Genomic DNA, 26,858 nt, shown 5'->3' with positions numbered 1-26,858 from the left:
AGCGTCAGGCTTCGGTTTTTTCGAAGCCTGATTACCATTCGTTGTTAGTCAGTGCATCAGCAACAGCTTCGACAGCCTCGACAGGAACGTCGTGTTCGTCGGCCACCTCTTGTGCGTGTGCTGCCGTGATCGAACCCTCTGTGGCGACCGCGTCCTTACCAGATTTCCGAGGCTGTGACGGCGCCAGCGTCTCGTCGCTGATGGACAGGCTCACTGCGTCCCATCGGGTGTAGTGACCCATCGCGTCGAAGTACGCCTTCGTCGCCCGCCGTTCGTCGTCCTGGAACTCGGCGGTCAGAAGCCCCTCCTCGCCGACCAGCGGACCCGCCTTGACGATTCCCGCTGGGTTGACCAGCATGCTGCCGCCGGCGGCGACGTTGAACCCGAGTTCGTCCTCCGAGAAGCCGTCCGGGACAGTGTCGCTCATGTACGCCGAACACGCAGCGACGAACGACTGCGTTTCGAAGGCGTACTCCCGCATCGCGGGGTAAATGTCACACGTGTCGACAGCGTCGCTCGTCTCCGCCCGGGTCTTGTCTCCGGGGTGGCCGTGCTGTTCCCAGAACCCGGGCCAGACGGCGGCGTGTATCTCCTCGCCCATTGCCGTCAGCGCCGCCTTCGAGAGCGTCATGTGGTTCTCATAGCAGATGAGGCCACCGAGCCGTCCGACGTCCGTCTCGTACGTGGCCAGGCTCGACGGGTCGCCGCGACCCCAGATGGCCCGCTCCTCGTGGGTCGGCATCAGTTTCCGGTGACGCCCCATCAGGGTCCCGGTACTGTCGAAGTAAAACAGCGAGTTGTACAGTGTCTCACTGCCCCGCCGGTCACTGACTTCGTTCGTCCCCAGCACGAGTGTGAGACCCGCTTCGGCGACCGTCTCACCGAGTTTCTCGACAGCCTCGTCGTCGACGTGGAGACTGTTCTTCTGGAGGTCCACCATCAGGTCAGTCCATCTGGGGATAGAGACGCTCCCCCGCCAGTAGGGGTAGCCTGGAAAGTACGTCTCTGGGAACACGAGGATGTCCGAACCCTCTCGGCCGGCCTGCTCGATATACCGGCATGTCTTGTCCAGCGTCCCCTCTTTGTCGTGGTAGACGGGTTCGATCTGTGCGGCTGCGAGTGTGAACGATTCGGCTGGCATTCGTTCGCAATATACGGGGAGGCATCAAATCAGTTGGTCTGACTGGGCCGCAGTCGCGGTGGCAGAACTGTGTCACGACAGTCGAGCGGAACACGCACTGCCCTACCGGGAGCCGGGTTCTGGAGCCTGCCAGGCGACGAGGATACCGACGACTGCGACCGCGCCGGCCAGTAGAAACGCCGGTTCGAACCCGGCGCTGTTTACCACGACGCCGCCGGCGATTGGCGCGACAAACGCCCCCGCCAGGCCGATACTGGTCTGGAACGCGACTGCCGTTGCAGCGACCTGTGGGTCGACGACCTCTCGAACGTATGTAAACGAGAGGCCGAGCGTCAGCTGTACCGCGAACCCGGTCAGCAAGAGGACGGCGACAAGCAGCGGCAGCGAGCGAAACTGCGTGAACCCGAACAGGAGCGGGGCGGCAAGAACGAACGACCACAACACGACCGGTCGCCGTGCGCCGTGGAAGACCCGGTCCGAGATCAGCCCGCCGCTGATTCGAGACACCACACCGACGGCTGGGAAGACAGCGACGACGAGCCCGCTCACGGCCAGGGAAAAGCCCAGTCCCTGCGTGAGGTACGACGAGCCCCAGCTATTCACGAACAGGTACAGCGCGTAGCCGAGGAAGCCGAGGACGCCGACGAGCCAGACGTTCCGGCTCCGCAGCACCGCCCCGAACTCCTGCAGAGACGGGGCATCGCCGCCGCTACCGCCGTGCCCGCGGCTCGCCGGCCAGAAGACAGCCAGTCCCAGGAGTGTGGGCCCAATGAATGCCAGGAAGACGGCCGGCCAGCCGAACCGCTCGGCGATGAGCGGCCCCGTCCCCTGTCCGAGTGCGAAGCCGACCGGCCCGCTAGCGGTGAAGACGCCGACCGCTGTCGCGTGGTGTGAGCCGTCGACGGCCCGGCTCACCATATCGATACCGGCGTTCCAGACGACGACGTACGCGGCGCCCCCCAGTGCACGCGACGCGAGGATTGACTGGTACTGGCCACTGCGGCCGGCTAGCCAGCCCCACGTCCCGGCGACGACCAACGCGCCTACCGCAAGTGCCATCGCGGTTCTGGAGTCGGTCCGGTCCAGCACGGCACCGGCGGGGAGACTGACGACGACAGCGGTGCCGAACATGACCCCGACCAGGAGGCCGGCGGCTGTCGGCCCGACCCGCAGCGACTCCCGAATGAGTGGCGTCACGCTTGCAGGGACGATCTCGTAGGCGGCCAGTCCCATCGAGATGAGGCTTGCCCCCGCGACAAGCCACCACGTCGAATCGGCTGTTCGGAGGACAGCCGCGATGCCCGCCGATACGTCCGGATCGGTAGCCTGTGGCGTCATTCTGTGAGGGCAGACCGTTCGTTCGTCCAACGACAGAGCCCGACATCAGGAGTGACGGATTCACTCCCTTCAGACGGCGAACTCCGTGCGAGCGGGACACATATCAGGCGGCGGAGATATGTCGACGAGGGGCGGTATCTCACTACTGCAGACTGTGATGGAAACCGTCTTGAAACCATGGGACCTGAGCCGGTAGTGCCCGCCAGCGGTCGCGGACCGCGGCGTATCGGTCGGCCGGCGGAGTCGTTATGCCGCCGGTCTCCGCTCGTAAACAGGGTGAACGGATATTCTCGGGCTCTCAAATCGGGACAGAGGATAGAATAAAACCCCCACACAGACATCTATCCTCGGACTGGTACACACATATCTATCGTATTCCAGTATGTATCTGAGTGTCTTTTTACGAAAGAGCAGTACATAATCGTATACAGACGGTATTCGGTTTTAAATGTCGCATTCGGATGAAGGTGTACCACGCATCACGGACCGGAGCACAAGGACCATCGGGCGAGAGTGGCCGGTACCCAGGGTGTGCAGCCAATGCCGTGGAGTCTGCTGTTGACACAATCGGAACCGGAGCCATCAGCACGGCATCAAGCATGCGCGAGAGCAGTGACACACCAGCCAGCGATTCGCGACGTGCTTCGACGGCCCTTTTACCATCGGGCGGCCATCAGCAAGTGAATGAGTCGCCTCCGAACGACCGGCCGCTTTCTCCTGTTGTGTGCGATCTGGGGCACCGCGTTCATGGCGACGGATGTCGGCCTCGTCGACCTGCCGCCGGTCCCGTTCGCTGCGGTCCGATTCGACATCGCCACCGTGCTCCTGTTCGCCGCGCTGGTCGCCACAGGTGGCCTCGAACGCCCTCGGACTCGCGACGACTACGTGTACGTCCTCGTCGCCGGCGCGCTCATGATCGGCGCTCACCACGCGTTCCTGTTCGCCGGCCAGCAATACGTCACTGGCGCCGTCGCCGCCGTCCTGCTCGGCCTCATTCCCGTCGTCACGCCGGCGCTCACGAGGCTCGCGGCCAGTGACGACAGGTTCACCGCTAACACCGGTGTCGGGGTCGTGCTCGGGTTCGCCGGCGTCGTCGTCATCGCTGACCCCGACCCGGCGAACCTCCTCGGCAGTACCATCGGTATCACCCTCGTACTCGCGGCGGCACTGACGTTTGCTATCCCGGCGGTCATCACGCACGACACCAGCCCGTCGATGTCGTTTGTCGCTACCCAGGCGTGGCTGATGGGTGTCGGTGCCGTCGTCCTCCACGTCGCCGTGTTCGCGCTCCCCGGACAGTCGTTTGCGGACGCATCGTGGACTCCCTCCGCACTCGCGGCGACGGCGTATCTATCGGCTGTCGCCGGTATCGGTGGCTTCCTGCTTTACTTCCGGTTGCTCGACGAGCTTGGCCCCATCGAGATGAGTTTCATCGAGTACGTCATCCCACTGTTCGCCGCGCTCGCCGGCTGGCTCGTCCTCGGTCAGCCGGTCACGCTCGCCACCGTCGGTGGGTTCGCGTGCATCCTCGCGGGGTTCATCGCGGCGAAGTGGACGGCGTTGCGAGCAGAACTCCGCCGCATTGTCGAGCCGAAAGCGAGTCCACCGGCCGACTGACCGGTGCCATAGACACGGAGCCGTCGCCGGGTCAGCGTCTGAAAACACGCCGCGGACGGCTTAGAGGCTAATGCTGGTACAGTTGTTATTTCAACCTGTAAGACCGGCAATATAGCTCGCCGGTCCGGGACGCCGGTCGGGAACCGCCGTCGTCCTGGCGTCGGTAGCTGCGAGGTCCCAGCCACGCTTACAGTCCCGGTTCTAGTCGGTCCGTTTCCGTTCCTGTGCGGGGTGGTCCGTGACGTAGACTTTCGTGTCGTCGGGCACGTCGTCGGTGACCCAGGAGTTGGCGCCGATGCTGACGTGGTCGCCGACGCTGATGGCGCCCAGGACTTTCGTTCCCGCGCCGATGACGACGTGGTCACCGATGTCCGGGTGGCGTTTGTACCCCTTTTTCAATCTGTGTTCGTCGCTCTCGTCGGCCTCGAAGTGGAGCGCGCCGAGCGTCACGTCCTGATAGAGGCGGACCCATTCCCCGACAGTCGTGGTTTCGCCGATGACGACGCCGGTTCCGTGGTCGATGAAAAAGTAGTCCCCAATCTCGGCGCCCGGGTGGATGTCGATGCCGGTCTCGGTCTTGGCGTACTCGGTGAGTTCGCGGGCGTACTCGGAGGCCCCGGCCTCGTAGAGCGTGTGGGCGACCCGCTGTACCAGTATCGCCATGAACCCCGGATAGGACCGGATGATCTCCATGTACGTCTTCGCCGCCGGGTCGCCCTTGTACGCGGCCTCGACGTCTTTCTTCAGCCGCCTGCGAACGGCCGGCAGCTGGTCGATGACGGCGGCGACTGTCTCGGCCGGGTCCGAGCCGGAGTACGGTCTGATGCCCGAGAAGAAGAGCCCCCCGAGGGTGTCGAGATGGTCCAGGACGGCGAGTTCATCGCGGACCAGCGAAGCGGCGTTCCAGCAGGTCGGAAAGAACAGCCGCTTGAGGATGTCGACTTCCGCCCGTCGGTGCTCTCGCCGGGGGAACTCCATCTGGGTCTGGGTGGGGAACGGCTCTCCGTCGGTCTGGTACGCCTCGAACAGTTTCTGGTGTGTGTCGCCCGTGTAACAGTAGTCCATATTGTATGGTTAGTCCGAACGACCTTTAGCTTTGAAACAACAGATGTAGCTTTCTCTATATGTTGTGTTTTCATCGCCGCAGTAGGCTTTAAGAACAGACAGAACTACACGATGGGAGACAGTTATTTGATACTGGATTGTCATCACCTCTGTATGAACGGCGAGTGTTACTTCTGTCACGGCATCGTTTCAGCACCGGAAGAGGGCCACATCTGGCTGCATGAACACAACAGCCACGAGGTGTACATGCACGAACAGTGTGCCAGCGGTCACAACGTCATCGAAGGGGGGCAGGACCCGGCCGGAGAACTCCTGATTACCTGCCCGGAATGTGGCGAAGTCGAGACCGTATAACTACACACGCGGGCGTCTCTGGGTCCCCTACGGCAGCGAAATATCGACGCCGGACTGCAGGCTGGCCGCTTTTACCGTGTTGTACATCAGCATCGCGATGGTGAGCGGGCCGACGCCGCCCGGGACCGGCGTGATGGCATCCGCCTTCGTCTTCGCGCTCTCGAAGTCCACGTCCCCGACGAGTTTGTACCCCTTGTCCGTGTCGGCGTCGACACGGTTGATACCAACGTCTATGACTGTCGTGCCCTCCGAGAGCATCGACCCGTCTATCATTTCCGGAACCCCGGCGGCGGCGATTACGATGTCAGCGTTGCGGGTCTTTTCGGCGAGGTCCTCAGTTCGGGAGTGACAGACGGTCGTCGTCGCGTTCCCGCCGGGCCCGTACTGGATGAGCAGGTTCGCCATCGGTTTGCCGACGATGTCCGAGCGGCCGACGACGACGGCGTCTTTCCCCTCAGTCTCGATACCAGTCTCGGCGAGTATCTTCTGGATTCCGTGGGGCGTGCAGGGCTTGTAACGCGCGTTCCCCGCGACGAGCCGGCCGACGTTTTCCGGGTGGAACCCGTCGACGTCTTTCATCGGGTCGATGCGTTCCAGCACGTCGCGCTTGGGCACGTGGTCGGGGACCGGCATCTGGACGAGGATTCCGTGGACGGTCGGGTCCGCGTTCAGTTCGTCGATGGTCGCAAACAGCGTCTCGGCCGGTTCGTCTGCGCTGATCTCGTGATGGAACCCCTCGATGCCGATCTCCTCGCAGGCCCGCTGTTTCATCGAGACGTACGTTTCACTCGCGCCGTCGTCGCTCATCAACACCGTCGCCAGCCCTGGCGTGACACCCTCGCTGACGAGCGTGTCCGTACACGCCGCGACGCCGTCTGTGATCTGGTCGCCGATCTCGTTACCGTCGATTATCGTGGTCATGGTTGCTGTGTTCGCTGTCGGCCCGGGACTCCCCGCGTCCGAGAGTGGGAACCACTGCTGGACAGTCGGCTGTCGGGGTCAGGCGAGCGTTCGATACACGTCTCAACCCCCGTCGGCATAGTGGACGATGGGGAATAGTCCAGCCTTTGAAGTGGTGTCGGCTATTCGTCCAGTGAGCAACCACAATCGGTCGACAATTCGACAGTATTTCCGCCGAAGTGGCGGAGGACCGAAGGTTTTTGTCCGGACCCGTGCTTGGTCTGTACAACCATACCGGGAGGCGTCCGCCTCTCGGCCGGGAAACTGCACTATGACTGACATCCGGTTCAGCACCGACAGGGAATCGTTCGTCGAAACCGCGACGCGGGCGGCTGACGGGGCTCGCGTACCGGTCGAAGCGCGCGTCACAGTCGCGGACCCGTTCGAGGCGTATCGCCGAGCCCGGAGCGGGAACGCAGACGGCTTCTACCTCGAAACGACAGGTGGGCAGTCCGGCTGGGGCTATTTCGGCGTCGACCCGGTCGAACAGGTCGAGGTGTCCCAGGCGGCGACGCCGGCACAGGACGGTGGGAGTCCGAGTATCGAGGCTATCGACGAGCTACTCGACCGTGAACAGCTACAGCGGGGCGACTGTACGGTTCCGTACCCCTGTGGCGCGTTCGGCTGGCTCTCCTACGACGTCGCACGGGAGCTCGAAGACATCCCGGAGACGACCGTTTCGGACGGCCTCCCACGGCTCCAGCTGGGCGTGTTCGACCGTGTCGCCGCGTGGGAGGAGCCACACGACGGGGAAGTCGAGGTCCACGTGACGGCGTGTCCCGTCGTCGACGGGGCGCCAGAAGCCGCCTACGAGCGCGGCCGTGAGATGGCCCGCGAACTGGCACGGGACGCCCTCCACGGCGAAAGCCGCGTCCAGTCCCAGCCGACTGCTGCGAGTCAGGCCACCTTCGAGAGCGAGTGCGGCGAAGCGGCCTTTGCCGACCGCGTCCGGCGGATAAAACAGTACGTCAGGGACGGCGACACGTTCCAGACGAACGTCTCACACCGCCTGACCGCTCCGGCGGCCGTCCACCCGGTCGACACCTTCGACGCTGTCCGTCGGGTGAACCCGGCCCCGTACTCGGCCCTGCTCGAGTTCCCCGGTGTCGACCTTGTCAGCGCCAGCCCGGAGCTGTTGCTTGACGTCGATGGCGACCAGTTGCTCACGGAGCCGATTGCCGGGACGCGCCCCCGAGGCGCGACAGCGGCCGAGGACGAGGAACTGGAGGCAGACCTCTGTAACGACGAGAAAGAGCGGGCCGAACACGCGATGCTGGTCGACCTCGAACGCAACGACCTCGGCAAAGTCAGCGAGTACGGGACCGTCGACGTCACCGAGTACCGCCGCGTCGACCGGTATTCGGAGGTGATGCATCTCGTGTCTCTCATCGAAGGGGAGTTGCGCGACGACGTGAGCATCGCCGACGCGGTCGCGGCAGTGTTCCCCGGCGGAACCATCACCGGAGCGCCGAAACCGCGGACGATGGAGATCATCGACGAGGTGGAGACGACGCGGCGCGGTCCCTACACCGGCAGCATCGGGGTGTTCGGCTTCGACGACCGGGCGACGCTGAACATCACCATCAGGACGCTGGTTCACTACGACGGCGAGTACCGGCTCCGCGTCGGGAGCGGCATCGTGCACGACTCCGCCCCGGAAGCGGAGTACCGGGAGACCCTGGACAAGGCCCGGGCGCTCGTCACCGCCGTCGACGAGGCGCTCGGCGAACAGGGGTCGTTCGCCGTCGAATCCAGAACCGAACCGATGGAGGGGATGCGGTGATACTCATCATCGACAACTACGACTCCTTCGCCTACAACCTGGTCCAGTACGTCGGCGAGTTCGACGAGGTCACGGTCCGCCGGAACGACGCTATCGACGTGGACGGCATCCGCGAACTCGACCCGGACGGGGTCGTCGTCTCCCCGGGTCCCGGGACGCCGGCGGAGGCCGGCGTGTCCGTCGACGTCTTCGCCGAGACGGAGTACCCGGCGCTCGGCGTCTGTCTGGGCCACCAGGCGCTCTGTGCGGCCCACGGAACCCCCGTCGGTCACGCACCGACCGTGGTCCACGGGAAACCCTCGGAAGTCCGCCACGACGGGACGGAGCTGTATGAGGGAATCGACGACCCGTTCGAGGTCGGGCGGTATCACTCGCTGGCCGTCGAGTCCGCGGCGCTTCCGGATACAATCGAAGAAACGGCCCACACCAACGACGAGCAGGGCATCGTGATGGGTGTCCAGCACGCCGAAAAACCCCACATCGGCGTCCAGTTCCATCCCGAAAGCATCCTCACCGACGCCGGGAAACAGATCGTCGAGAACTTCTGTACCGGCATCGCCCGGGCCTGAAACCGTGCCCCGGCGCGACCTACTTCTTTTCGGGTGGGTCGACGTCGTGATGGGTCTGGATGTCCGGCAGTCTCCTGACGGCACGTCTGAGGAGGGACGTGTGGCCCTGTTCGTCCCGGTACCAGGTCACAGTCAGCCCACCGACCGCCACGAGCGATATCACGGCGAACGGGCCGCCGGTCAGGACAGCCAGTGCCTGTAGCGTCTCAGCGCCCCCGAGAAGCAACACCGAAACAGCGACCACGCCCTGAAAGACGCCCCAGAAACCGATGTGTGTCACCGACGGCGCCAGCCCCCGTCGCGTCGCCAGAACCGAGACGACGAGCGTCGAGGTGTCCGCCGACGTGGCCATAAACACGATGATGAGCGCGAGAAACAGGAACATCAGGAGCTGCCCCAGTGGCAACGAGGCAAACAGCGGGAACCCGGCGACGGCCTCCGAACCGCCGCGTTGGGCGATGGCGGCGAGGATGTCTGCCTGTCCCGTCTGCTGGACGAACAGCGACGTGCCACCGAGCAACAGGAACCAGACCATCGTCGCCGCGGAGGTCGCGACGACGCTCGTGAACACGACAGTCCTGACCCGCCGACCGCGGGAAAGTGCGGCGACGAAAAGCCCCGCGAACGGCGCCCAGGAGAACCACCACGACCAGTTCCAGACGGTCCACTCCGCGACCCACTGCCCGCCCGTGTGGAGGCTCAAGGGAACGAACTCCAGGGCGTAGGTCCCGAGTGCCTGCGTCCCCCGCTGGAGAATAAACGACCGGGGACCGACCGCGACGACGAGGAGCGCGAACAGGCCGAACAGGACGACGTTGAGGCCGGCGATACGACGGATGCCGCGGTGGATACCGGTCGCACTGGAGACGACGAATATCAGCGTCAATCCGCCCACGAACAGGACCGGCCCGACGTCACCGGCCGCCACGCTCCACTGGTAGTTGATTCCGGCGAGAAACTGCGTGCTCACCAGCGCGACGGAGGTGGCGATGCCGCCGATAGTGGCGAAGACGGCCAGCGTGTCGACCAGTTTGGCCCAGGCCGAATCCAGTCCGTCTGTACCCAGCACCGGTGCCAGCACTGTCGAGACCCGGAGCGGTGCGCCCCGCGTGAACGCGAAGTACGCTATCGGGACGCCGATGACGGCGTACGCGCTCCAGGCCGAGACGCCCCAGTGAAAGAGGGTGTACACCAGCGCGCCGGTGACCGCTCCCGGCGACCCGGCGGCGGCCCCGACGTAGGGCGGCGGCTGGTCGTAGTGAAACAGGGCCTCCGTCGGTCCCCAGAACACCAGCCCGGCCGCGATGCCGGCGGTGAACACGAGCGTGAAGTACGTCGGATACGTATAGCTGGGCTCCGTGTCCGGACCGCCGAGCTTGATGTCGCCCCAGGGCCCCACCAGCAAGAACAGGCAGTAGCAGACCGAGAGGAAGACGGCGGCGAGAAACAGCGGGCCGCCACCGCGGAGCACCGTGGCCGCCGCGGCGTCAACGGCGCCCGTCGTCCGTGTCGGGAACGCCGCCTGGAGCCCGAAGAACGCGGCGAACACGAGCACCGGAAACGCGAGGATGGCTGGCTCGTGCTGTGTGAGGAACTCGCGGACGGCCCGCCGGACATCGGTCTGTCGGACGCGGAGGAAGACATCGGCCGCGGCCGGCGCGGAGTTGTCTTCGGAGTACGGAAGCAACGCGATGTAGCAGAGTCCCGAGCTGAAAAACACGAGGGCGACAGTCAGCCACGCCGGGCCGGTCACGGCTTCGCCGACAAGCGTCGGAAAGAAGAATCCCGCGAGTACGAGCGCCCCGGACGCGGCACACAGTGGAACCAGTAGCCGGCCGACGACCTCCGCAATGCCACTGGCGTCCGAGGTGGCCATACCCCGATATTCAGTATCGAATACATATATTACTATCCCATAGCGCGGTTCAGACTGGTACCCTGAGCGTTCGAGACCAGCGTTACTAAGCTACAGACGGGTCAGTCGGGGCCGTCGGGGTCGCTCCCTCCATCGTCCGTTCCGATTCCGTCCAGGAGTGGTTCGCTCGACTCACGGCCAAGCACCGACTGGCCCAGGAGCCGGCCGCCGATAGAGCGGGGATTGATAACTTCGTCCGCCCCGACCGCACGGAACTTCTCGACGTGTTTCTGGTCTGTCGCCGCGGCGACCGTGCGGATGTCCGGATTGACGTTTTTGGTCGCGATGACGGCCAGCACGTCGCGTGCGTCGTCGTTGCTCCCCACCACAACGCCGCTTGCGGTCCCGACGCGTGCGTCCCTGAGGACGTCCTCGTCGGTGGGGTCGCCGGTGAGCAGGTTCACGCCCTCGCCCTGCAGTGACGCGACCGTTCCCTCGTCGGGCGTGACGACGACGACTTCCGTCTCGTCGCCCAGTTCCTCCAGCAGCGATGCCGTAACGTCTCCGTACCCCAGAACCACGACGTGGTCCTCGAGGAGTGTGAGTTCTGATGCAGTCATGACTCCGAACGCTGTCGCCATTCTGGATTCGATGGCTGGCCCGATGAGCGCGCCCACGGCGACGGTGAACGCGCCGGTCCCGAACAGGATTATCGAGAGCGAGAACCACCGTGCTTCCGCCGTCACCGGTGTGATGTCGCCGTAGCCGACGGTCGCGATCGTGACGACGACGTAGTACACGGCATCGCTCCACCCGTCGAGTTCGAGAAACTGTCCCCGCAGCCCGTAGGCACCCACAGTCCCGTAGAGAACGACCCCGAAAATCGCCGACAGCGAGGCGATCTGAATCGGCGAGAGGTCCAGAGACTGGTCGAACCGGTGGCGGTTCCTGACCAGCAGCGGGTACGTGACAAGCGTCATCACCAGCAGCGGGATATCCGTGGGCTGAAACGTGGCAAGCGGCAGAGCGACCAGACCGAGAAGGACCACGGTCGAGACGCGCCAGGCGAGTCGTTTGCGCCGCTGGAGCCCGACTGTCACGACGCCGAGGATGAACGCGAACAACACTCCGCCGAACCGGACGAAGGTCAACGGGAGGTCGACAACTACTGTCAGGGGGCCATCGAGGACCAGCGACGCCTGGCTGAGGTTCGAGAGCCCGGTCACGAAGGCCAGAAGCGTGACCACGCCGGTCAGCACAACCGTCGGCTTCGCGCCGGAGAACTCGTCCCAATCGATGAACGGAATCCGGTCTGCCGGATAGAACACGTCCTCGAGTGTCCGGTCTGACGGGTCTTCCGGGACGTTAGCCATTGGCACACTGTTGTCGGAGTCGGCATAAAAAACACGCGGCCAGCGGCCATCGGACTCGAGCGAGCGGGCCGGTAGAGTCGGCTCGATAGGTCGATACGATAGCCCCCGAGACCGGTGCGTTCGTGTCGTAGGCGGCCGCGAGGGTCGCCATCAGCAGTGACCGGACACAACTGGTAAGCTCGCGAGAACGTTGTGTGGGCGTCATCCGATACGGCCGGGATTTAAGCGACGAGGTCAGGTATGACCGGGTATGAAGCGCGTAATCAGCACCGACGAGGCACCGGCCGCGGTCGGCGCGTACAGTCAAGCGACATCGAACGGCGACCTCCTCATCACCGCCGGACAGCTCCCACTGACGACAGACGGCGAACTGCTCGACGACGAGCCGGTCGCCGACCAGACGCGACAGTGTCTCCGCAACGTCGAGGCGATCCTGGAGGCGGAAGACCTCTCGCTGGAAAACGTGCTCAAGACGACCGTCTACCTCGACGACATCGACGACTTCGACGCGTTCAACGAGGCCTACAGCGAGTTCTTCGAGTCGGAACCGCCGGCGCGCAGCGCCGTCGGCGTGGCTGCGGTCCCGAAGGGCGCAGCGGTCGAGATTGAAGCTATCGCGACCACAGACTAGCGAGCGCGGTCCGGCTTCTATCGCAACTCCATCTGTTCGGCGCGCTCCGCCGCGAGTGTCGTCAGTTCGTCGACGCTACTGTCCGAGCGGTCCGCGAGGACGCGAAGCAACATCCCGAGCTGTATCGCGGCCGCTTCGCGGAGTTCGGCCGCCTCCTCGGTGTCGTTGCCGAAATAGTACTCGTGGCGGCCGTCCTCGTGGATGATACCGGTGTACACCGAGCGCAGGTCGGCCTCGGTGACTGCAGCCGACGCCTCCGTCTTGACCTCCTCGAATCGTGGATTCATCGTTTCAGTTCGGGCAACGTCCTGCTGGCTCTTTGTTTCGGCGGACTGAGCCGACCGGTGCCGTCCAATCGTTCAGGGCGAACCGGCCGGTGCGCTCCCATCACTCAATCGGGAAGTGATATGTTGTGCGGGCCGACGGCCACCTCGGTGGTCGGGCGCATCTCGGCCGGGGTTTTTAATCGTTCAGCACGACGCACAGAGTATGACACAGGAAACCACGGCTCTCGCTCATTCGACCGTCGTCCGGGTCTCGACGGACGGGCGACCAGTGAGCGGGGACCGGACCCTGAGCGCGGCACGAGCGGCGGCGGACTCGATACCCGTCGTCAGGACGGGGCCGACAGGCATCGCAGCGGCCACTCCGCTGGTGATGGTCACGATGGGCGGGCGGACGGCGTTCCACAGTGACCCGTCACCGGCGGCCGTCCGCGGCCTCGTCGACGAACTGGAAGCGGGGACAGTACCGACGGCCGATGCGGACGCCGTCGTCGAGCACGACCCAGAAACGGCGTCGCTACCCGTCCCGGAGGAGGGCCCGCTTTCGGTCGGCCGACGGTCGGTGCTTGGCCCCTGTGGCTGGGTCGCCCCGCTCGAACCGGCCGACTGGTCGTTCGTCTCGACTGAGCGGACCGCCGACAGAGCAGTTGGAGCCGGGCTGCTGGGCCGCGGCCGCGGGGACGCTGCGACCGACGAGCCAGTCAGCGACGCGTGGGAGACAGCCGGCGCGACCGACGGCGACCCGGTGGTCGTCTGCAACGCCAACGACGCCAGTACGCCCCCGACCGGCGACGAAACGCTGCTTTCGGGGGCACCGATGGCAGTCCTCGACGGGATTGCGGCAGTCGCCGAGTACGTGGACGCCGACGACGCCGTCGTCTACGTCAACGAGTCGGAGACGGCCTTACAGGCGGACCTCCGGGAGGCCATCGACGCGGCCGCCGACACCCTGCCCGTCGTTCCGCAACTGGTGGCCGGCCCGGACGAGTTCCGCGCCGGCGAACCGACGGCGGCGCTGGAAGCGCTGGAGGGGGCCGACCGCATCGAACCGCGGCTCCAGCCGCCCTCGCCGGCCGAGCGCGGTCTGTACGGCCGCCCGACGGTTATCCACACCCCGCGGACGTTCGCGCAGGTCCAGCGGGCCATCGCCGAGCCCGATAGCGTCGACGCCGACGCCGCGGACCCCGGAACCCGAATCGTCACTGTCACCGGTGACGTCACCGACCCGGCGACGGTCGAACTCGGGTCGAGCGCCAGCCTCTCGGCGGCCCGCGAGGCGGTCGAGATGGACGGCCCGTTCAAGATGGCCTGTGTCGGCGGCGTCCTCGGCGGTATCACTCGAAGCCTCGACGTCGCGCCGACCGCCCAGTCGCTTCGGGCTGCCGGTCTCGGAACCGACGGCGTCGTCGAACTGTTCGACAGCGACCGGTGCGCCGTCGAGACGGTCGGGAGACGGGCCCGGTTCGCGTCGATGGAGAACAGCGGCCGCTGTGTCCCCGGTCGCGAGGGGACGAAACAGCTCGCCGAACTGCTGCGTGACATCTACCAGGGGTCCTTCGAGAGCGACAAGATACGCGAACTCGGCCGGGTGATGCGCCAGTCGAGCAACTGCCAGACCGGCGCGCACGCGCCGCGTCCGGTGACGACCGCCATCGACGAGTTCGAACCCGAGTTCCGCGCCCACACGGACGGCCACTGTCCCAGCGGCACCTGCACGGAGAAACTATGAGCACAGACAAGTCGATACCACGAGTTCCCGACCTACACGACCCACAGCCGGAGACGCCAGTCACCCGCGAGTTCGAGACCGGAACCGCCAACGACCCCGACGTGGGGACCGACGCGGACGAGCCGACGACGCTCACCGTCGACGGCGAGCCGGTCACTGTCGACCCCGGCTCGACTATCATCGATGCCTTACAGGACCTCGACGACGAGGTCGTCAGCGTCGACCCCGGTGCCGAGGGCGTCGAAGACGACGCCGACGTGCCGGCGCTGTGTTACTACGACCGCGACGGGGACTGCAGCGACGAGATCGGTCCGCGAAGCGAGTGTCGCACCTGCATGGTCGAGACCGAGCAACACGGCCTCGTTCCGTCGTGTTCGTTCCCCGCGGAGGACGGCCTCACCGTCTCGACGGACACGCCCGACGCCGAGGAAGCCCGGAGCGTCAACCTCGACCTCGTGCTGTCGAACCACAACCTCCGGTGTACCACCTGCAACGGCAACGGCCGCTGTGAGCTCCAGGACGCCGCCATCAGCGAGGGCGTCGACCACCCCCGCTACGGCGTCTTCGACGAGCGCGACCAGTACGAACCCATCGACGACACCTCCTCGTTCATCCAGATCGACCGCAACAAGTGCATCCTCTGTAACCGCTGTGTCGACGCCTGCAACGACGTGCAGGTCGAGGGCGTCCTCCGTATAGAGGGCCACGGCGAGGACACACGCATCGGCTTCCAGTCCGACGCCGAGACGATGCACGACTCGGAGTGTGTCTCGTGTGGCCACTGCGCCACCGTCTGTCCCACCGGCTCGCTGACCGAGAAAGGTATCGGCGGCGCTGCGACCCTGCCGCTGCCGGGCTTCACCCAACGGAACTCCATCGGGACAGTCATCGAACACGAGGACGTCGAGACAATCGACGACACCACCGCCCCGAACCGCGGGTTCGAACCCGGCGACCCGAGGGCGGGCGGACAGAAGGGCCTCGCCAGGTTCGCCTCGGCGGCGAAACGCCGGGCCGGCGACATCGCCAAGGACTACGGCAAAAAGGCGTTCCTCGCCGGCGAACACACCGCCGAGAGCATCGCGGCGAACACGATGCCCGAGGGTCGACTGTTCGACATCGCAAGCGTGGTCAGCGACTACCGCCTCTCGAAAATCGACAAGCAGGAGACGACCTGCGGGTTCTGTGCCGTCGGCTGCCGGTTCGAGATGTGGGGCAAGGACGGCGACTCGCTCGGGGTCGTTCCGGTCGATGACCCTGACGACGCGCCCGCGAACAACTTCTCGACCTGCGTGAAAGGGAAGTTCGGCCACGAGTTCGCAAACAGCAAACAGCGGGTCACCGAACCGCTCGTCCGCAACGACGACGGCGAACTCGAACCGACCACCTGGGACGAGGCACTGGATCAGGTCGCCCAGCGCTTCACCGAGATTCAGGACGGCCACGGCATCGACGCGCTGGGCTGTCTCGCCTCCTCGAAGGGAAGCAACGAGGAGGCCTACCTCGTCCAGAAGTTCGCCCGACAGGTGCTTGGCACGAAGAACATCGACAACTGCGCCCGGCTGTGTCACTCCTCGACGGTCGCCGCGCTCCAGCAGACGCTGGGCTACGGCGCGATGACCAACCGCATCAACGAGGACATCGGGGAAGCCGACGCCTACCTCATCAGCGGCTCCAACACCACGGAATCGCATCCGGTGCTCGCCACGCGCATCAAACAGAACGTCCGGGAGGGGGCCGACCTCGTCGTGTTCGACCCGCGGAAAATCGGCATCGCCGAACACGCCGACCAGTACACCCGGACCAACCCCGGCTACGACGTGGCCTGGCTCAACGGCCTGATTCGGTACATCATCGAACACGACCTCCACGACGCGGACTTCATCGAACGCAACACGAGGAACTTCGAGGAAGTCAGGGAGAAAGTCCAGGCGTTCACGCCCGAGAAAGTCGAGGACCTGGCGGGCGTGTCGCCGGAAGAGCTCGCCTCGGCGGCCGAGACGCTCGCCGAGGCCGACAGCGTCGTCTTCGGCTGGGCGATGGGGATGACCCAGCAGAGCCACGGCACGGAGAACCTCATCGCGATGGCCGACCTCGCGCTCGTGCTGGGGCAGGTCGGCAAGCCGGGCGCCGGCCTCTCGCCGTTCCGCGGCCAGAACAACGTCCAGGGCGGGGGCGGCGACATGGGGACGCTTCCGGGGAGTCTCCCGGGCTATCAGAACCCGGCAGACGACGCGGTCAGCGAGAAGTTCGCCGACGCGTGGGGCGAGCGACCGCCCGAGGAACCCGGACTCAAAGTGCCGGAGATGCTCGCCGAGGCTCACGCGGGGAACCTCCGGGGGATGTACGTCGTCGGCGAAAACCCCGCCCTCTCGGAGCCGGACATCCAGCACGCCGCCGAGGCCCTGGAAGACCTGGAGTTCCTCGTCGTCCAGGACATCTTCATGACCGAGACGGCAGACTACGCCGACGTGGTGCTGCCGGCGGCGACCTCGCCGGAGAAACACGGGACGTTCACCAACACCGAGCGACGCATCCAGCGGGTCCGGCCCACGTCTGAGCCGCCGGGCGAGGCCCGCCAGGACTGGGAAATCACGCAAGCGCTGGCCCGTCGGCTGGGCTACGACTGGGACTACGACCACCCGCGGGAGGTCATGGACGAGATCAACTCCCTTGCACCCATCTACGGCGGCGTCACGTACGACCGGCTCGAATCCGGCGACCAGCACGGCCTGCAGTGGCCCTGCTGGGACGAGGACCACGAGGGGACGCCGTACCTCTACGATTACGAGGAGGGGAACTTCAATTTCGAGGATGGGAAAGCCCGTTTCGTTCCCGCCGACGGCGGACACCCCGGCGAGATTCCGGACGAGGAGTACCCGCTGACACTTACCTCCGGGCGCGTGCTGTACCACTGGCACACGGGCCAGATCACCCGCCGCGTCGAGGGGCTGATGAGCCACGTCGGCGAGAGCTTCGTCGAGGTCCATCCCGAGACGGCCGAGAATCTCGGCATCGCCGACGGCGAGTACGTCCGCGTCGAATCCCGACGGGGCAATATCGTCGTCAAGGCCCAGGTCACCGAACGGGTCGGCCCGGGGACGCTGTTCATCCCGATGCACTTCGCCGCGGGTGCGGTGAACAAGCTCACCGGCGAGACGTTCGACCCGACCGCCGGGATTCCCGAGTACAAAGTGTCGAGCGTCCGCGTGGAGGTGCTGGGCCCGGAGACGGACGAGACGGTGCTGCGGACGCCGGACGCCGGCGGGAAACAGGTCCGGAAGCGAGGCGCGGGCGACGACTGAACCCGCGCATCCGGTCCCAGCCAGTACGCGGGGCCGTCGGCTGGCGATGACAGGCTCTGATAGGGACCGTATATACAGCCGTATTCGGTGCCGATTTAGCTCCACGTAGCGGGTTTACGCGTCTATCTCCTCGTACTGACACCAGTGAATCTTTTTACTCCAGTTTTACGCATAAAATCTGTAGACGCCCGGTCGAACAATCCGATTTATATATAAACCACCCACAGTCGTCTCAGCCGTCAGTCTCGTGGTCCGACCGGTCGGTCCGCAATCTCATCGAGGAGGTCGACGAGGGAGTCGGTCGCCAGCTCCAGCAGCGTCTCCCCGCGTTCGGCGCTCCCCTCGCGCGGGTCGCCGACGACGCCGTTCTCGGTGAACTCCTTGGAGTCGAACGCGAGGTTGACGCCGCTTTGCCACTCCCCCCAGCCGTCGCTGCCACCGGCCGCCGCCTCGTCCAGTCGGTCCTCGTGGACGGTCTCCGAGTTCGTGTGCTGGAGCAGCGAGGTTTCCAGGGGCCCACCGTGACCCATGTCGGCGCTGTGGTCGCCGACCGCGTTGAACCACGTGAAAGGTACGGCGAAGGCCACGTCGTGCCGGGTTATCGTGCCCGATACTTCCCGCAGTGCATCGATGTTGCCGCCGTGACCGTTGACCAGCACCACGTGGTCCCAGCCGTGGCTCGCGAGGCTCCGGACGACGTCCCGGACGTAGGACCGGAACGTCGACTCGGAGGTCCACAGCGTCCCGGAAAACGCTCGGTGCTCCTCGGCGACGCCGACGGGGACTGCCGGTGCGACGACGACGGGGTCGTCGTAGCGCTCGGCGCCGCGTTCGGCGACCGCCTCGGCGTCGAGCGTGTCCGTCCCGAGGGGTGCGTGTGGTCCGTGTTGCTCCGTGCTTCCGACGGGGAGAAGTGCCAGATTCGTCTCCACATCCGCCATATCGGTCCACGTCTCCGTCTGCAGTTCCATGGTCACATCTCTGTACGGGACGGAATAAAGCCCATCCTCCCAGGTCCGGGATAGTCGAGCCGCCGGCACGCACATCCAGGTTCGCAGCCAGACCCGGATTTAATACGTACTGACACGTGCGTTGTGATAGCATGGCTACCACTGGTTCGGACTCGATTCCGATGACGGTCATCAGCGGCCCCCTCGGCGCGGGGAAGACGACACTGGTAAACAGGCTATTGAGCGACCCCGGAGACAGGCGAATCGCCGTCGTCGTCAACGACATGGGGGAGATAAACGTCGACGCAGAGCTTATCGCAGACGAGGCGGATTCGGGGGAGGAGGGGGTCGTGGACCTCTCGAACGGGTGTATCTGTTGTCGGCTCCAGGACGACCTCGTCACCGAGGTGACGCGACTCGCAGAGGAGCGGTCCTTCGATTATCTGGTCGTCGAAGCCTCCGGCATCAGCGAACCGATTCCCATCGCGCGAACGTTGACCGTCGGACCCGACGGGGGCGACCCGCCAGAAGGGCTGCATCTGGATACGACGGTCTCGGTCGTCGACGCCTACGGCTTCTGGAAGGCGTTCGACCCCGAGGAGTCCATCCCGGACACCGCGCCCGACCCCGAGCGACCACTCACCGAGGTGCTTGTCGACCAGATCGAGTTCTGCGACGTGCTCCTCCTGAACAAGTGCGACATGGTCCCCGACGGCGCGCTTGATTCCGTCGCTGCTGCGGTCAGAACGCTCCAGCCCCGGGCGGTCATCCATCGGACGACCTACAGCGAGGTCGACCCAGGCGAGGTACTCGGGACCGGACGGTTCGATTTCGAGGCCGCCAAACGACAGCAGGGCTGGAAGCAGGCGTTAGCCGGGTCGGACGGCGCGGATGACCATGCCGGCCACGAACACGACGACGAGGCGTCCGCGGCAGCGGCCCACGGCGTGGAGTCGTTCATCTACCGCCGGGACGCGCCGTTTCACCCCGGTCGGTTCGACGACTGGCTCGACGACTGGGACGGCACGATAGTCCGCGCCAAGGGGTTCGCGTGGGTCGCAAGCAGGCCCGAAAAGGTGCTTGGGGTGAGTCAGGCCGGCCCGTCTGTGCAGGCCGGACCCATCGGCGAGTGGGGCGACGACGACCCGTCCACCCGGCTGGTCTTCATCGGCCAGGAGATGGACGAAGATGCTATCGTCGCCGAACTCGACGATTGTCTGGCCACGGCTGAAGAGCGGACCCAGACGTACGAGGGCGACCCGTTTCCGCGGGAGCGCTGACTCAGGTCGCGCCGTAGCCGACCTCGTCACGGAGTTCGTCCCACGACTCGTGGAACCCGTACGTCGACTCGGACTCGCCGCCCATCGCGGTCTGATAGACGTCGTCGTAGGACAGTAGCTGCGTCCAGCCGTCGTGGAACCGGTAACTACAGTACTGACACATAGCAGGTCATACTCGGCAGTAGGACGTATAGCTATCGCAAAAAACGGGTCGGTGGAGCCGGTTTCAGGGTTCCAGCAGCACCTTCGTGACGCCTTCCTCCCGGTTGTCGAAGGCCTCGTACATCTCCGGGGCCTCCTCGAGACCGACACGATGGGAGACCACCCAGCTGGGGTCGGCTCGGCCCTCAATGATGAGGTCCCGCAGTTCCCGGTTGTACGACTTGACGTTACACTGGCCGGTCCCGAGCGCCTGCCCCTTCTCGAAGAGCAGCCCGAAGTCGATGCCGAGACGGCCCTGTGCGGCCATGTCGTCCGGGGCGCCCGGGTCCTCGGGGACGTAGAGCCCCGGAATCCCGAGTTCGCCGGTCGGTTTCACCGTCCGGATGAGGTTGTTGATGACGACGGCCGGGTTCTCACGGGCCGGGTCGTACGCGTCGTCGGCTTCCTTGTCCGGGTCGATGGCCTGGTAGCCGACGGCGTCGACGCCCTTGTCGACGCCGCCGCCGTGTTGTTCTTTGATCTGCTCGACCGGGTCGCCCTCCTCGAAGTTGATCGGTGTCGCGTCACAGTGTTCTTCGGCCAGGTCCAGCCGGCTCGGGACGCGGTCGATAGAGTAGATCTCCGCCGCACCCTTGATTTTCGCGCTGTAGGCGGCCATCAACCCGACCGGACCCGCCCCGTAGATGGCGACGGAGTCGCCCGGTTCAAGATTGGCGAGTTCTGTCCCGTGCCAGCCCGTCGGGAAGATGTCCGCGAGCAGTGAGAACGCGTCCTCGTGTTCGTCGCCCTCCGGGAGCTTGAGGGCGTTGAAATCCGCGTAGGGGATGCGGAGCTTCTCGGCCTGTCCGCCTTTGTACGGCCCCATGGCCACGTAGCCGTAGGCCCCGCCGGCGAAGCCGGGGTTGACGTTCGTACAGAAGCCCGTGTAGCCGCTCTCGCAGTTCTCACAGAAGCCACAGGCGACGTTGAACGGAGCGACGACGCGGTCGCCTTCCTCCAGCGAGGAGACGGCGTCCCCGACCTCGGTGACGATACCCATGTTCTCGTGTCCGAACACGATGCCGGGTTCCGCCGCCGTCCGGCCCTCGTACATGTGGAGGTCGGACCCGCAGATACACGACGTCGTGATGTCGATGAGTACGTCGTTCGGATGCTCTATCTCCGGTTCGTCTACCTCTTCGACGGCCACTTCCTTCGGTCCCTTATACACAACAGCGTTCATTGACATTTGTTAGCACAACCATATTTTCCATAGTATGGCTGTCACTTATAACTAGTTAATTATTATGAATAATTCGAGAACTGCCCGCGACAGCGCCGCCCGAGGACCAGTGCGTGGCCCGCAACGGGGTCGAGCGGTCGCGGGGAGCGCGTCAGGCAGTGACTCTTAGTCCCCGGTCGAAGGAGACGTTCCCCTCCGGGACCAGGCAAGTGGAGGTTCCTGGTGCCCTGACAGGCGGACGGCCAGGTAGACCAGCGAGACCATGGCGGCGTATTCGACGACGCCCGCGACGAGGTGGAGTTCGGACGGGACGGTCACCGCGACGACGAAAGGCGGGTAGTTCATCGAGGCGTGGAACAGCGCGACGAGCCAGAGGTTCCCCGTGAGCGCGTACACACTCCCGTAGGCCAGTCCCATGAGCGCCAGTCCGAGGAGCCGGCCCGCGAGCGGGGTCCCGACCCCGTGGCCCGACGCGAGAAACCACCGCGGGAGGTGAAACAGCGCGAACAGGACCGCCACAATCCCGATGCCGGAGAGCGCGCCGCGGCGCGTCACGCCCCCGGCCAGCGACGTGAACTTCTGCTGGAGGTACGTGCGAAAGAGGAGTTCTTCCGGGATGGCAGTGAACAGGAGCGAACTGAGCAGCGCCCCGAGATACAGCAGCGGATGGGTCGCTGTCCGCGACAGCGTCGCCTCGAACCCGGGGGCGCTCCCCAGCGCGAGGGCGACCGCGACGAGGTTGTACAGCGCCCAGAACGCGGCGACGACGCCGACCACGGGCACCAGCGTTCGACGGGGCGGGAGGAGCGGGCGCAATCTGACGGTCTCGACCCTGAGTGCGGCGACCGTGAGGAGGACGAGGAAGCCGCCCCAGCCCATCCCCAGGACCGGCGGCGGGGACGCCCCGGGGGAGAACGCGACCAGACCGGAGAGGACGCCAATCGTCAGGAGGTACGTTGCGACAGGGACCAGCGGCCCGCCGTCGAACTCCGGCAGGCCCAGAGGAGGGCGCAACATCCTGTCGGAGTTCTCGGGACGGACTGAAATTTGCTTCCATGTCGCGACGACCGCGGCGGGAGCGGGGTCGCGCCCGGAACTGGCACCGGAGCGGCCCGCACTGCCGGGACGGCCGGACCCTGTCGGTGGGCGCCACCGTCTGTCAGCAGGGGTCGTTTAAATTCAGATTTTAGTCTGTGATGGCTTTACTACGCTTCCGCCCGATGGCTCAAGCGCCGGAGGCCGCCTGAGACGGTCCCCGGCCATCGCCACGCCGTTGCCACGAGCCGGAATCCGCCACGCTCGACCGTCCGACCGGCAACGGACACAGCCCTCCCCTTTCCGTTGCCGGCCGTTCCATAGCGCCGTCGATCCCATGAACTCGTACGTACGCACCCAGCGGTTCTCTCGGTACTGGCCAGAGGGCGGTTTCCGGCGGCCGCGGACTCGGCACAGCAGTAATCGGCAGCGACCGGTCGGCCCCGGAATCGTCGACAGTCTCGGGGCGGGTGGTCGGTAGTGCGCAACGCCGTCGTCGGGCTGTTCGCCGTCGTCTCTGTCGTGTCGCTGACGGCCGGCATCGCGGTGGTCGCGGTGACGACCCCGACTGAGCCGCGGGCGGCGTCCGACGGGGGCCCGGTGTCGGTGTCGAACGGAACGACCGGCCAGTTCGCTCGACTCCACGCAGCCGGGGTCACGGGCTCGAACGTGTCGGTAGGCATCGTCGACCCGACGGGATTCGACACGGGGTCGAGAGCGATTGCCGGCCAGGTCGCCGAAACGCGGGGGTTCGGTGCCGGTCCCGTACACGAGACGGGCGAGGCACACGGCACTGCGACGGCCGCCGTCGTGTCGCGGACCGCACCCGATGCCAGTCTCCACCTCGCTCGGGTCGATGGCATCGACAGCTATCGGGAGGCGGTGGACTGGCTCCTTCGAGAGAACGTCGACGTGATCGTCGCACCGGTTTCCTTCTACGGGCAACCGGGCGACGGAACCGGACCGGTCGCCCGGAGCGCGACGCGAGCGACGGAGCGTGGGTCAGTTTTCATCGCCCCGTCCGGCAACCTCGCGCAGTCACACTGGTCGGGTCGGTACACCGCCGGGGCCGTCGAAAACCGGACAGTCGCGTTTACGAACGAGAGCCGGCGGAACTACGTTCGGGGCGGGACCGAAATCGTGGTCTGGCTCTCGTGGGAGCGAGACCACGCAGACGAGGAGTACACGGTCGAACTGTATCGGACGAACGGGACCACCTCCCGGCTCGTCGCCCGCTCACAGCCCTACCGCGGCGACAGCGTGCCGAACGAGCGCATCGTCGCCGACGTCAGGCCCGGCGACTACTACCTCGTCGTTCGGGGGCCAGCATCGCCGACCGAGACGCGACTTCGGCTCGTCTCGCCGACCCACGACCTCCAGCACGCGACGACTCGGAACAGTATCGTCGCGCCGGGGACCGCACGCGGGGCCGTCACCGTCGGCGCGTACAACAGCCGCGTCGACCAGCTCGAGCCGTTCAGTTCCCGCGGTCCGACGGTCAACGGGCGGCCCGGCGTCGACGTCGTGGCGCCGGACCGGCAGTTCGCCGCCGCCGCGCCAGACGGCTTCGTCGGCTCGTCGGCCGCGGTCCCCTACGTCGGCGGAACCGCGGCCCTGCTACTCGAGGCAGACGAGTCGCTGTCCCCCCGCGAGACCGAACGGCTGCTGGAAGAGACCGCAAGCGACGTGAGAAGCCCGGGAGTCGACAACGGGACCGGCCACGGGGCGGTCGACCCGGTCCGTGCGGTCCGGACTGCCCGGAACCGGACTGACGGTTAAATCTAGTTTTAAGCCAGCCACAGAGCTTTGAAAATCGCCCCGTCACATACCCGATACGGTCGCTATGTCGAGTCTCATCGAGCGGATACAGGAGCGGAGCGGGACCGCCGACGAATCACCGCGAGTGCTCGGGGTCGCGGAGAACGAGACCGACGACGTGCTCGATGCGCTCGGTTCGGACACCAGTCGGTCGCTGTTCCGCACGCTGTACGACGAGCCCGGAACGCCGTCCGAGATAGCGGACCGGTGTGACACGTCGGTCCAGAACGTCCACTATCACGTCTCGAATCTCGAAGACGCAGCACTCATCGAACCGGTCGAAACGGTCTATTCATCGAAAGGCAACGAGATGACCGTGTACGGGCCCGCAAGCGACCCGATTGTGCTGGTCGGTGACCACGACCTGGAGCCACGTATCCAGCGGTCGCTGGCCGATATCGTCGCCGGCGTGGGGCTGATCGGCCTTGCGAGCCTCTTCGTCCAGTGGGGCGCAGAGCGACTGGCAGACGCGACCCCGGAGGAGGGCGTTCTGGCTCCGGCGAGTCCGGGTTCGGGGCCGATCCACGGAACTGACGCTCTCGCCAGGTTCGTTTTCGAGGTCGTCGAACCGGGCCTCCTGTTTTTCTGTCTCTGTCTCACTGTCCTCGGGATAGCCGCTCTCCTGGCTCGCGAGTGAGAACGGGACCAGTCAGTGTCGAGGAAAGCTGTCTCCCGCTGGTGGCACCAAGCGAAGTATAGGACACGCAATCGCCCCGGGCGTCTATCGACGGCTCACGGCCGCTTGTAGGTGAATCAACTGCGACTGTCATGCGAGAAGGTGAGCTCGCTGTATTCGTAGTGGTAGCGTCAGAAATCGGGCGAGGGTGCAGCAGGCGGGGCTTCAGTTCAGTATAGCTCGCAGGCAGACCCCCACGCCGGCGACGGCGAGCACGCCGCCGACGGCAAGAGCGCCGGCACCGATTCCGGAGCCACCGCTCTGTGACTGAGCTGCGACGGATGTCTCGCCGGTAACCGAATCGACGCCGTCGGAAGACGCGTCAGCCGTGGTGTTGCCACCGCCGACGACCAGCGTCCCGATGGCGTCGGGCTGGCTTGCCACCTCCGTCCCGCGATACAGTGAGAGTTCGTAGCTGCCCGCAGCGAGTTGCGAGTCGAGGGCGACCTCCGACCCTGATTCGACTGCCACGGCGTCGGCATCCGCGGCGGTTCGGAGGGTCGGCTCGTCGTGGCCGGCCGCCGTGGTGTCAAAGAGGAGGACGACACGGGAATCACCGTTCCCGTCACGGACAGTCGCGTTGATCTCGTAGTTGCTGGCCGGGCTCCCGATAGACACGGTCGCCGCGTCAGCGGTTGCCAGAACGACAGGAATCCGGCTGGTCTCTCCCTGTCGAACCTGCGAGACCGGCTCCCCGAACCCGAATTCGGCCGTCTCCTCGACCTCGAACTGCTCGTTTGCCGTCCCGTTTGCTTCGATGACGAGCCGTCCGACGGTCGATGTTCCGTCGGTTGCCTGGCCCTCGAACACGCGGTAGGGGTACGCGGCGGGGGCAAGTGTCGACGGGAGTTCCGGCTCCGGCGCTGTCACGGTCAGTGAGTCACCGTCGTCCGCGACGGTAAGAGTCGCCCCGTCAGTGCCGGCGGCCGCTGTGTCGAAGAGAACCAGCACCTCGCCGTCGCCGTCGTCGTCACTGACGGTCGCGTTGATCTGGTAATTGGTCGCCTCGCTGCCGACGGAGAGCGTTTTACTCCCCCCATCGGTCATCGAGAGCGGAATTTCGGCGGTTTCGCCCTGGGCGACGGTGACGGCGTTTTCGCCGTCGTCGGTCTGTGCCGGACTCTCGATGTCCGGGACTGGATCGGTACAGTCGCCGTCGCACTGGGCGACGGTTCCGGTCCGTTCAAACAGCGCGTCACCGTCGACGTGCCCGTACAGTTCATACGACGTGTTCGCTGGCACCCTGGCCAGATCGAACTGGGCGGCGAAGGTCCCGTTGGGTTGCACTGTGACGTGTGATTGCTGAATAAACGGGTTCGACGCATTGTTTGATTTGATTCTGAAAGTCATCTCGGTCCCGGGTTCGAGCGTGGTCTCCCCGGTGACCACCTGCTTTTCGTCGGCATGCAGCGGGAAGCTGTCCTCCGAGAGCGTCGCCTGCTGCGCAGCGGCCACCCCCGGACCCGCCGCGGTTGCGGCGAGGAGTGTCGCGACCAGAGCCACCGACCGAGCGCTCACAGAACCACCTCCCGGGATGGGCCCGGAGGTGTGTGCTCGTGGGCTCGATGCCGCCAACAGTACCGTATCGAAAGTGGAGGGCAATTCGCTGGCATACGGTTGCCAGTTACGGGGGGATTGAAAAACCGCCTGCGATAGCTTAAAACCGCGTTGAACACGGGAGTCCCTCTCGAATCGCTGTGGCCGGTACACA

Annotated in this window: 22 protein-coding genes; 10 read left to right on the top strand and 12 right to left on the bottom strand. The window is 65.6% G+C overall.

The window, feature by feature from the left end; genetic code table 11:
* Positions 1 to 31: 31 nt before the first annotated feature.
* Both KZ498_RS13590 and KZ498_RS13585 read right to left on the bottom strand, forming a co-directional pair.
* On the bottom strand, positions 32 to 1,141 hold the full coding sequence (locus KZ498_RS13590) for a carbon-nitrogen hydrolase family protein (RefSeq protein WP_312619479.1): 1,110 nt from the start codon (positions 1,139 to 1,141) through the stop codon (positions 32 to 34).
* Between the two features lie 102 nt (positions 1,142 to 1,243).
* Positions 1,244 to 2,479 carry an MFS transporter gene (locus KZ498_RS13585; protein ID WP_312619478.1) on the bottom strand — a complete coding sequence of 412 codons (1,236 nt, stop codon included), beginning with the start codon at positions 2,477 to 2,479 and terminating at the stop codon, positions 1,244 to 1,246.
* A gap of 684 nt (positions 2,480 to 3,163) precedes the next feature.
* Between KZ498_RS13585 and KZ498_RS13580 the strand changes: the two genes are divergently transcribed.
* On the top strand, positions 3,164 to 4,096 hold the full coding sequence (locus tag KZ498_RS13580; RefSeq protein ID WP_312619477.1) for a DMT family transporter: 933 nt from the start codon (positions 3,164 to 3,166) through the stop codon (positions 4,094 to 4,096).
* Between the two features lie 201 nt (positions 4,097 to 4,297).
* Here KZ498_RS13580 and epsC read toward each other — a convergent pair whose 3' ends face one another.
* Positions 4,298 to 5,161 carry a serine O-acetyltransferase EpsC gene (gene epsC / locus KZ498_RS13575; protein WP_312619476.1) on the bottom strand — a complete coding sequence of 288 codons (864 nt, stop codon included), beginning with the start codon at positions 5,159 to 5,161 and terminating at the stop codon, positions 4,298 to 4,300.
* Between the two features lie 153 nt (positions 5,162 to 5,314).
* Here epsC and KZ498_RS13570 point away from each other — a divergent pair, with 153 nt between their 5' ends.
* Positions 5,315 to 5,515 (top strand): hypothetical protein, encoded by a 201-nt coding sequence (locus tag KZ498_RS13570; protein ID WP_312619474.1) that lies wholly within the window; start codon positions 5,315 to 5,317, stop codon positions 5,513 to 5,515.
* 27 nt (positions 5,516 to 5,542) lie between these two features.
* Here the strand turns inward: KZ498_RS13570 and KZ498_RS13565 are convergent, their stop codons facing one another.
* A complete protein-coding gene (locus tag KZ498_RS13565) occupies positions 5,543 to 6,436 on the bottom strand; it encodes a bifunctional methylenetetrahydrofolate dehydrogenase/methenyltetrahydrofolate cyclohydrolase (RefSeq protein ID WP_312619473.1) in 894 nt (297 codons plus the stop codon).
* Positions 6,437 to 6,746: 310 nt separating this feature from the next.
* Between KZ498_RS13565 and pabB the strand changes: the two genes are divergently transcribed.
* Both pabB and KZ498_RS13555 read left to right on the top strand, forming a co-directional pair.
* Positions 6,747 to 8,258: an aminodeoxychorismate synthase, component I gene (gene pabB / locus KZ498_RS13560; RefSeq protein ID WP_312619472.1), complete on the top strand. Its 1,512-nt coding sequence runs from the start codon at positions 6,747 to 6,749 to the stop codon at positions 8,256 to 8,258.
* Entirely contained in the window at positions 8,255 to 8,827 is a 573-nt protein-coding gene (locus KZ498_RS13555; protein WP_312619471.1) for an aminodeoxychorismate/anthranilate synthase component II, read from the top strand. Before pabB ends, KZ498_RS13555 begins: the two co-directional genes overlap by 4 nt.
* A 19-nt stretch (positions 8,828 to 8,846) precedes the next feature.
* Here KZ498_RS13555 and KZ498_RS13550 read toward each other — a convergent pair whose 3' ends face one another.
* Both KZ498_RS13550 and KZ498_RS13545 read right to left on the bottom strand, forming a co-directional pair.
* Positions 8,847 to 10,703 (bottom strand): BCCT family transporter, encoded by a 1,857-nt coding sequence (locus tag KZ498_RS13550; RefSeq protein ID WP_312619470.1) that lies wholly within the window; start codon positions 10,701 to 10,703, stop codon positions 8,847 to 8,849.
* A gap of 101 nt (positions 10,704 to 10,804) precedes the next feature.
* Positions 10,805 to 12,055, bottom strand: a complete 1,251-nt coding sequence (locus tag KZ498_RS13545) for an NAD-binding protein (RefSeq protein ID WP_312619469.1) — start codon at positions 12,053 to 12,055, stop codon at positions 10,805 to 10,807.
* A 250-nt stretch (positions 12,056 to 12,305) separates the two neighbouring features.
* Here KZ498_RS13545 and KZ498_RS13540 point away from each other — a divergent pair, with 250 nt between their 5' ends.
* Positions 12,306 to 12,686, top strand: coding sequence for a Rid family detoxifying hydrolase (locus KZ498_RS13540; protein ID WP_312619468.1), 381 nt, complete (start codon positions 12,306 to 12,308; stop codon positions 12,684 to 12,686).
* A 17-nt stretch (positions 12,687 to 12,703) separates the two neighbouring features.
* On the opposite strand, the gene KZ498_RS13535 is transcribed toward KZ498_RS13540, so the two are convergent.
* The gene (locus KZ498_RS13535; protein ID WP_312619467.1) at positions 12,704 to 12,973 is read right to left on the bottom strand and encodes a hypothetical protein; all 270 of its coding nucleotides are present in this window, start codon (positions 12,971 to 12,973) and stop codon (positions 12,704 to 12,706) included.
* 202 nt (positions 12,974 to 13,175) lie between these two features.
* Here KZ498_RS13535 and KZ498_RS13530 point away from each other — a divergent pair, with 202 nt between their 5' ends.
* On the top strand, positions 13,176 to 14,699 hold the full coding sequence (locus KZ498_RS13530; protein WP_312619466.1) for an NADH-ubiquinone oxidoreductase-F iron-sulfur binding region domain-containing protein: 1,524 nt from the start codon (positions 13,176 to 13,178) through the stop codon (positions 14,697 to 14,699).
* Positions 14,696 to 18,004: a formate dehydrogenase subunit alpha gene (gene fdhF, locus KZ498_RS13525; RefSeq protein ID WP_312619465.1), complete on the top strand. Its 3,309-nt coding sequence runs from the start codon at positions 14,696 to 14,698 to the stop codon at positions 18,002 to 18,004. Before KZ498_RS13530 ends, fdhF begins: the two co-directional genes overlap by 4 nt.
* Before the next feature lie 239 nt (positions 18,005 to 18,243).
* Here the strand turns inward: fdhF and KZ498_RS13520 are convergent, their stop codons facing one another.
* A complete protein-coding gene (locus tag KZ498_RS13520; protein WP_312619464.1) occupies positions 18,244 to 18,975 on the bottom strand; it encodes a creatininase family protein in 732 nt (243 codons plus the stop codon).
* 131 nt (positions 18,976 to 19,106) lie between these two features.
* On the opposite strand from KZ498_RS13520, the gene KZ498_RS13515 reads away from it, so the two are divergent.
* Positions 19,107 to 20,234, top strand: a complete 1,128-nt coding sequence (locus tag KZ498_RS13515) for a GTP-binding protein (protein ID WP_312619463.1) — start codon at positions 19,107 to 19,109, stop codon at positions 20,232 to 20,234.
* A 1-nt stretch (position 20,235) separates the two neighbouring features.
* Here the strand turns inward: KZ498_RS13515 and KZ498_RS13510 are convergent, their stop codons facing one another.
* The 3 genes from KZ498_RS13510 to KZ498_RS13500 all read right to left on the bottom strand — a co-directional run bounded on the left by KZ498_RS13510 (position 20,236) and on the right by KZ498_RS13500 (position 22,635).
* Positions 20,236 to 20,397 carry a hypothetical protein gene (locus KZ498_RS13510; RefSeq protein ID WP_312619462.1) on the bottom strand — a complete coding sequence of 54 codons (162 nt, stop codon included), beginning with the start codon at positions 20,395 to 20,397 and terminating at the stop codon, positions 20,236 to 20,238.
* Between the two features lie 63 nt (positions 20,398 to 20,460).
* Positions 20,461 to 21,618 (bottom strand): glutathione-independent formaldehyde dehydrogenase, encoded by a 1,158-nt coding sequence (locus KZ498_RS13505; RefSeq protein ID WP_312619460.1) that lies wholly within the window; start codon positions 21,616 to 21,618, stop codon positions 20,461 to 20,463.
* Between the two features lie 165 nt (positions 21,619 to 21,783).
* Complete coding sequence (locus tag KZ498_RS13500; RefSeq protein WP_312619459.1) at positions 21,784 to 22,635, bottom strand: CPBP family intramembrane glutamic endopeptidase; 852 nt, start codon at positions 22,633 to 22,635, stop codon at positions 21,784 to 21,786.
* Between the two features lie 498 nt (positions 22,636 to 23,133).
* Between KZ498_RS13500 and KZ498_RS13495 the strand changes: the two genes are divergently transcribed.
* Positions 23,134 to 24,432: a S8 family serine peptidase gene (locus KZ498_RS13495; RefSeq protein ID WP_312619458.1), complete on the top strand. Its 1,299-nt coding sequence runs from the start codon at positions 23,134 to 23,136 to the stop codon at positions 24,430 to 24,432.
* A gap of 64 nt (positions 24,433 to 24,496) precedes the next feature.
* Positions 24,497 to 25,108, top strand: coding sequence for a helix-turn-helix domain-containing protein (locus tag KZ498_RS13490; RefSeq protein ID WP_312619457.1), 612 nt, complete (start codon positions 24,497 to 24,499; stop codon positions 25,106 to 25,108).
* Positions 25,109 to 25,312: 204 nt separating this feature from the next.
* On the opposite strand, the gene KZ498_RS13485 is transcribed toward KZ498_RS13490, so the two are convergent.
* The gene (locus KZ498_RS13485) at positions 25,313 to 26,665 is read right to left on the bottom strand and encodes a BGTF surface domain-containing protein (RefSeq protein WP_312619455.1); all 1,353 of its coding nucleotides are present in this window, start codon (positions 26,663 to 26,665) and stop codon (positions 25,313 to 25,315) included.
* Between the last annotated feature and the right edge of the window lie 193 nt (positions 26,666 to 26,858).

Origin of the sequence: Haloarcula sp. 1CSR25-25 (assembly GCF_032027985.1) — an archaeon.
Classification (GTDB): Archaea; Halobacteriota; Halobacteria; order Halobacteriales; family Haloarculaceae; genus Haloarcula.
This window is presented reverse-complemented; position numbering and strand designations above follow the sequence as displayed.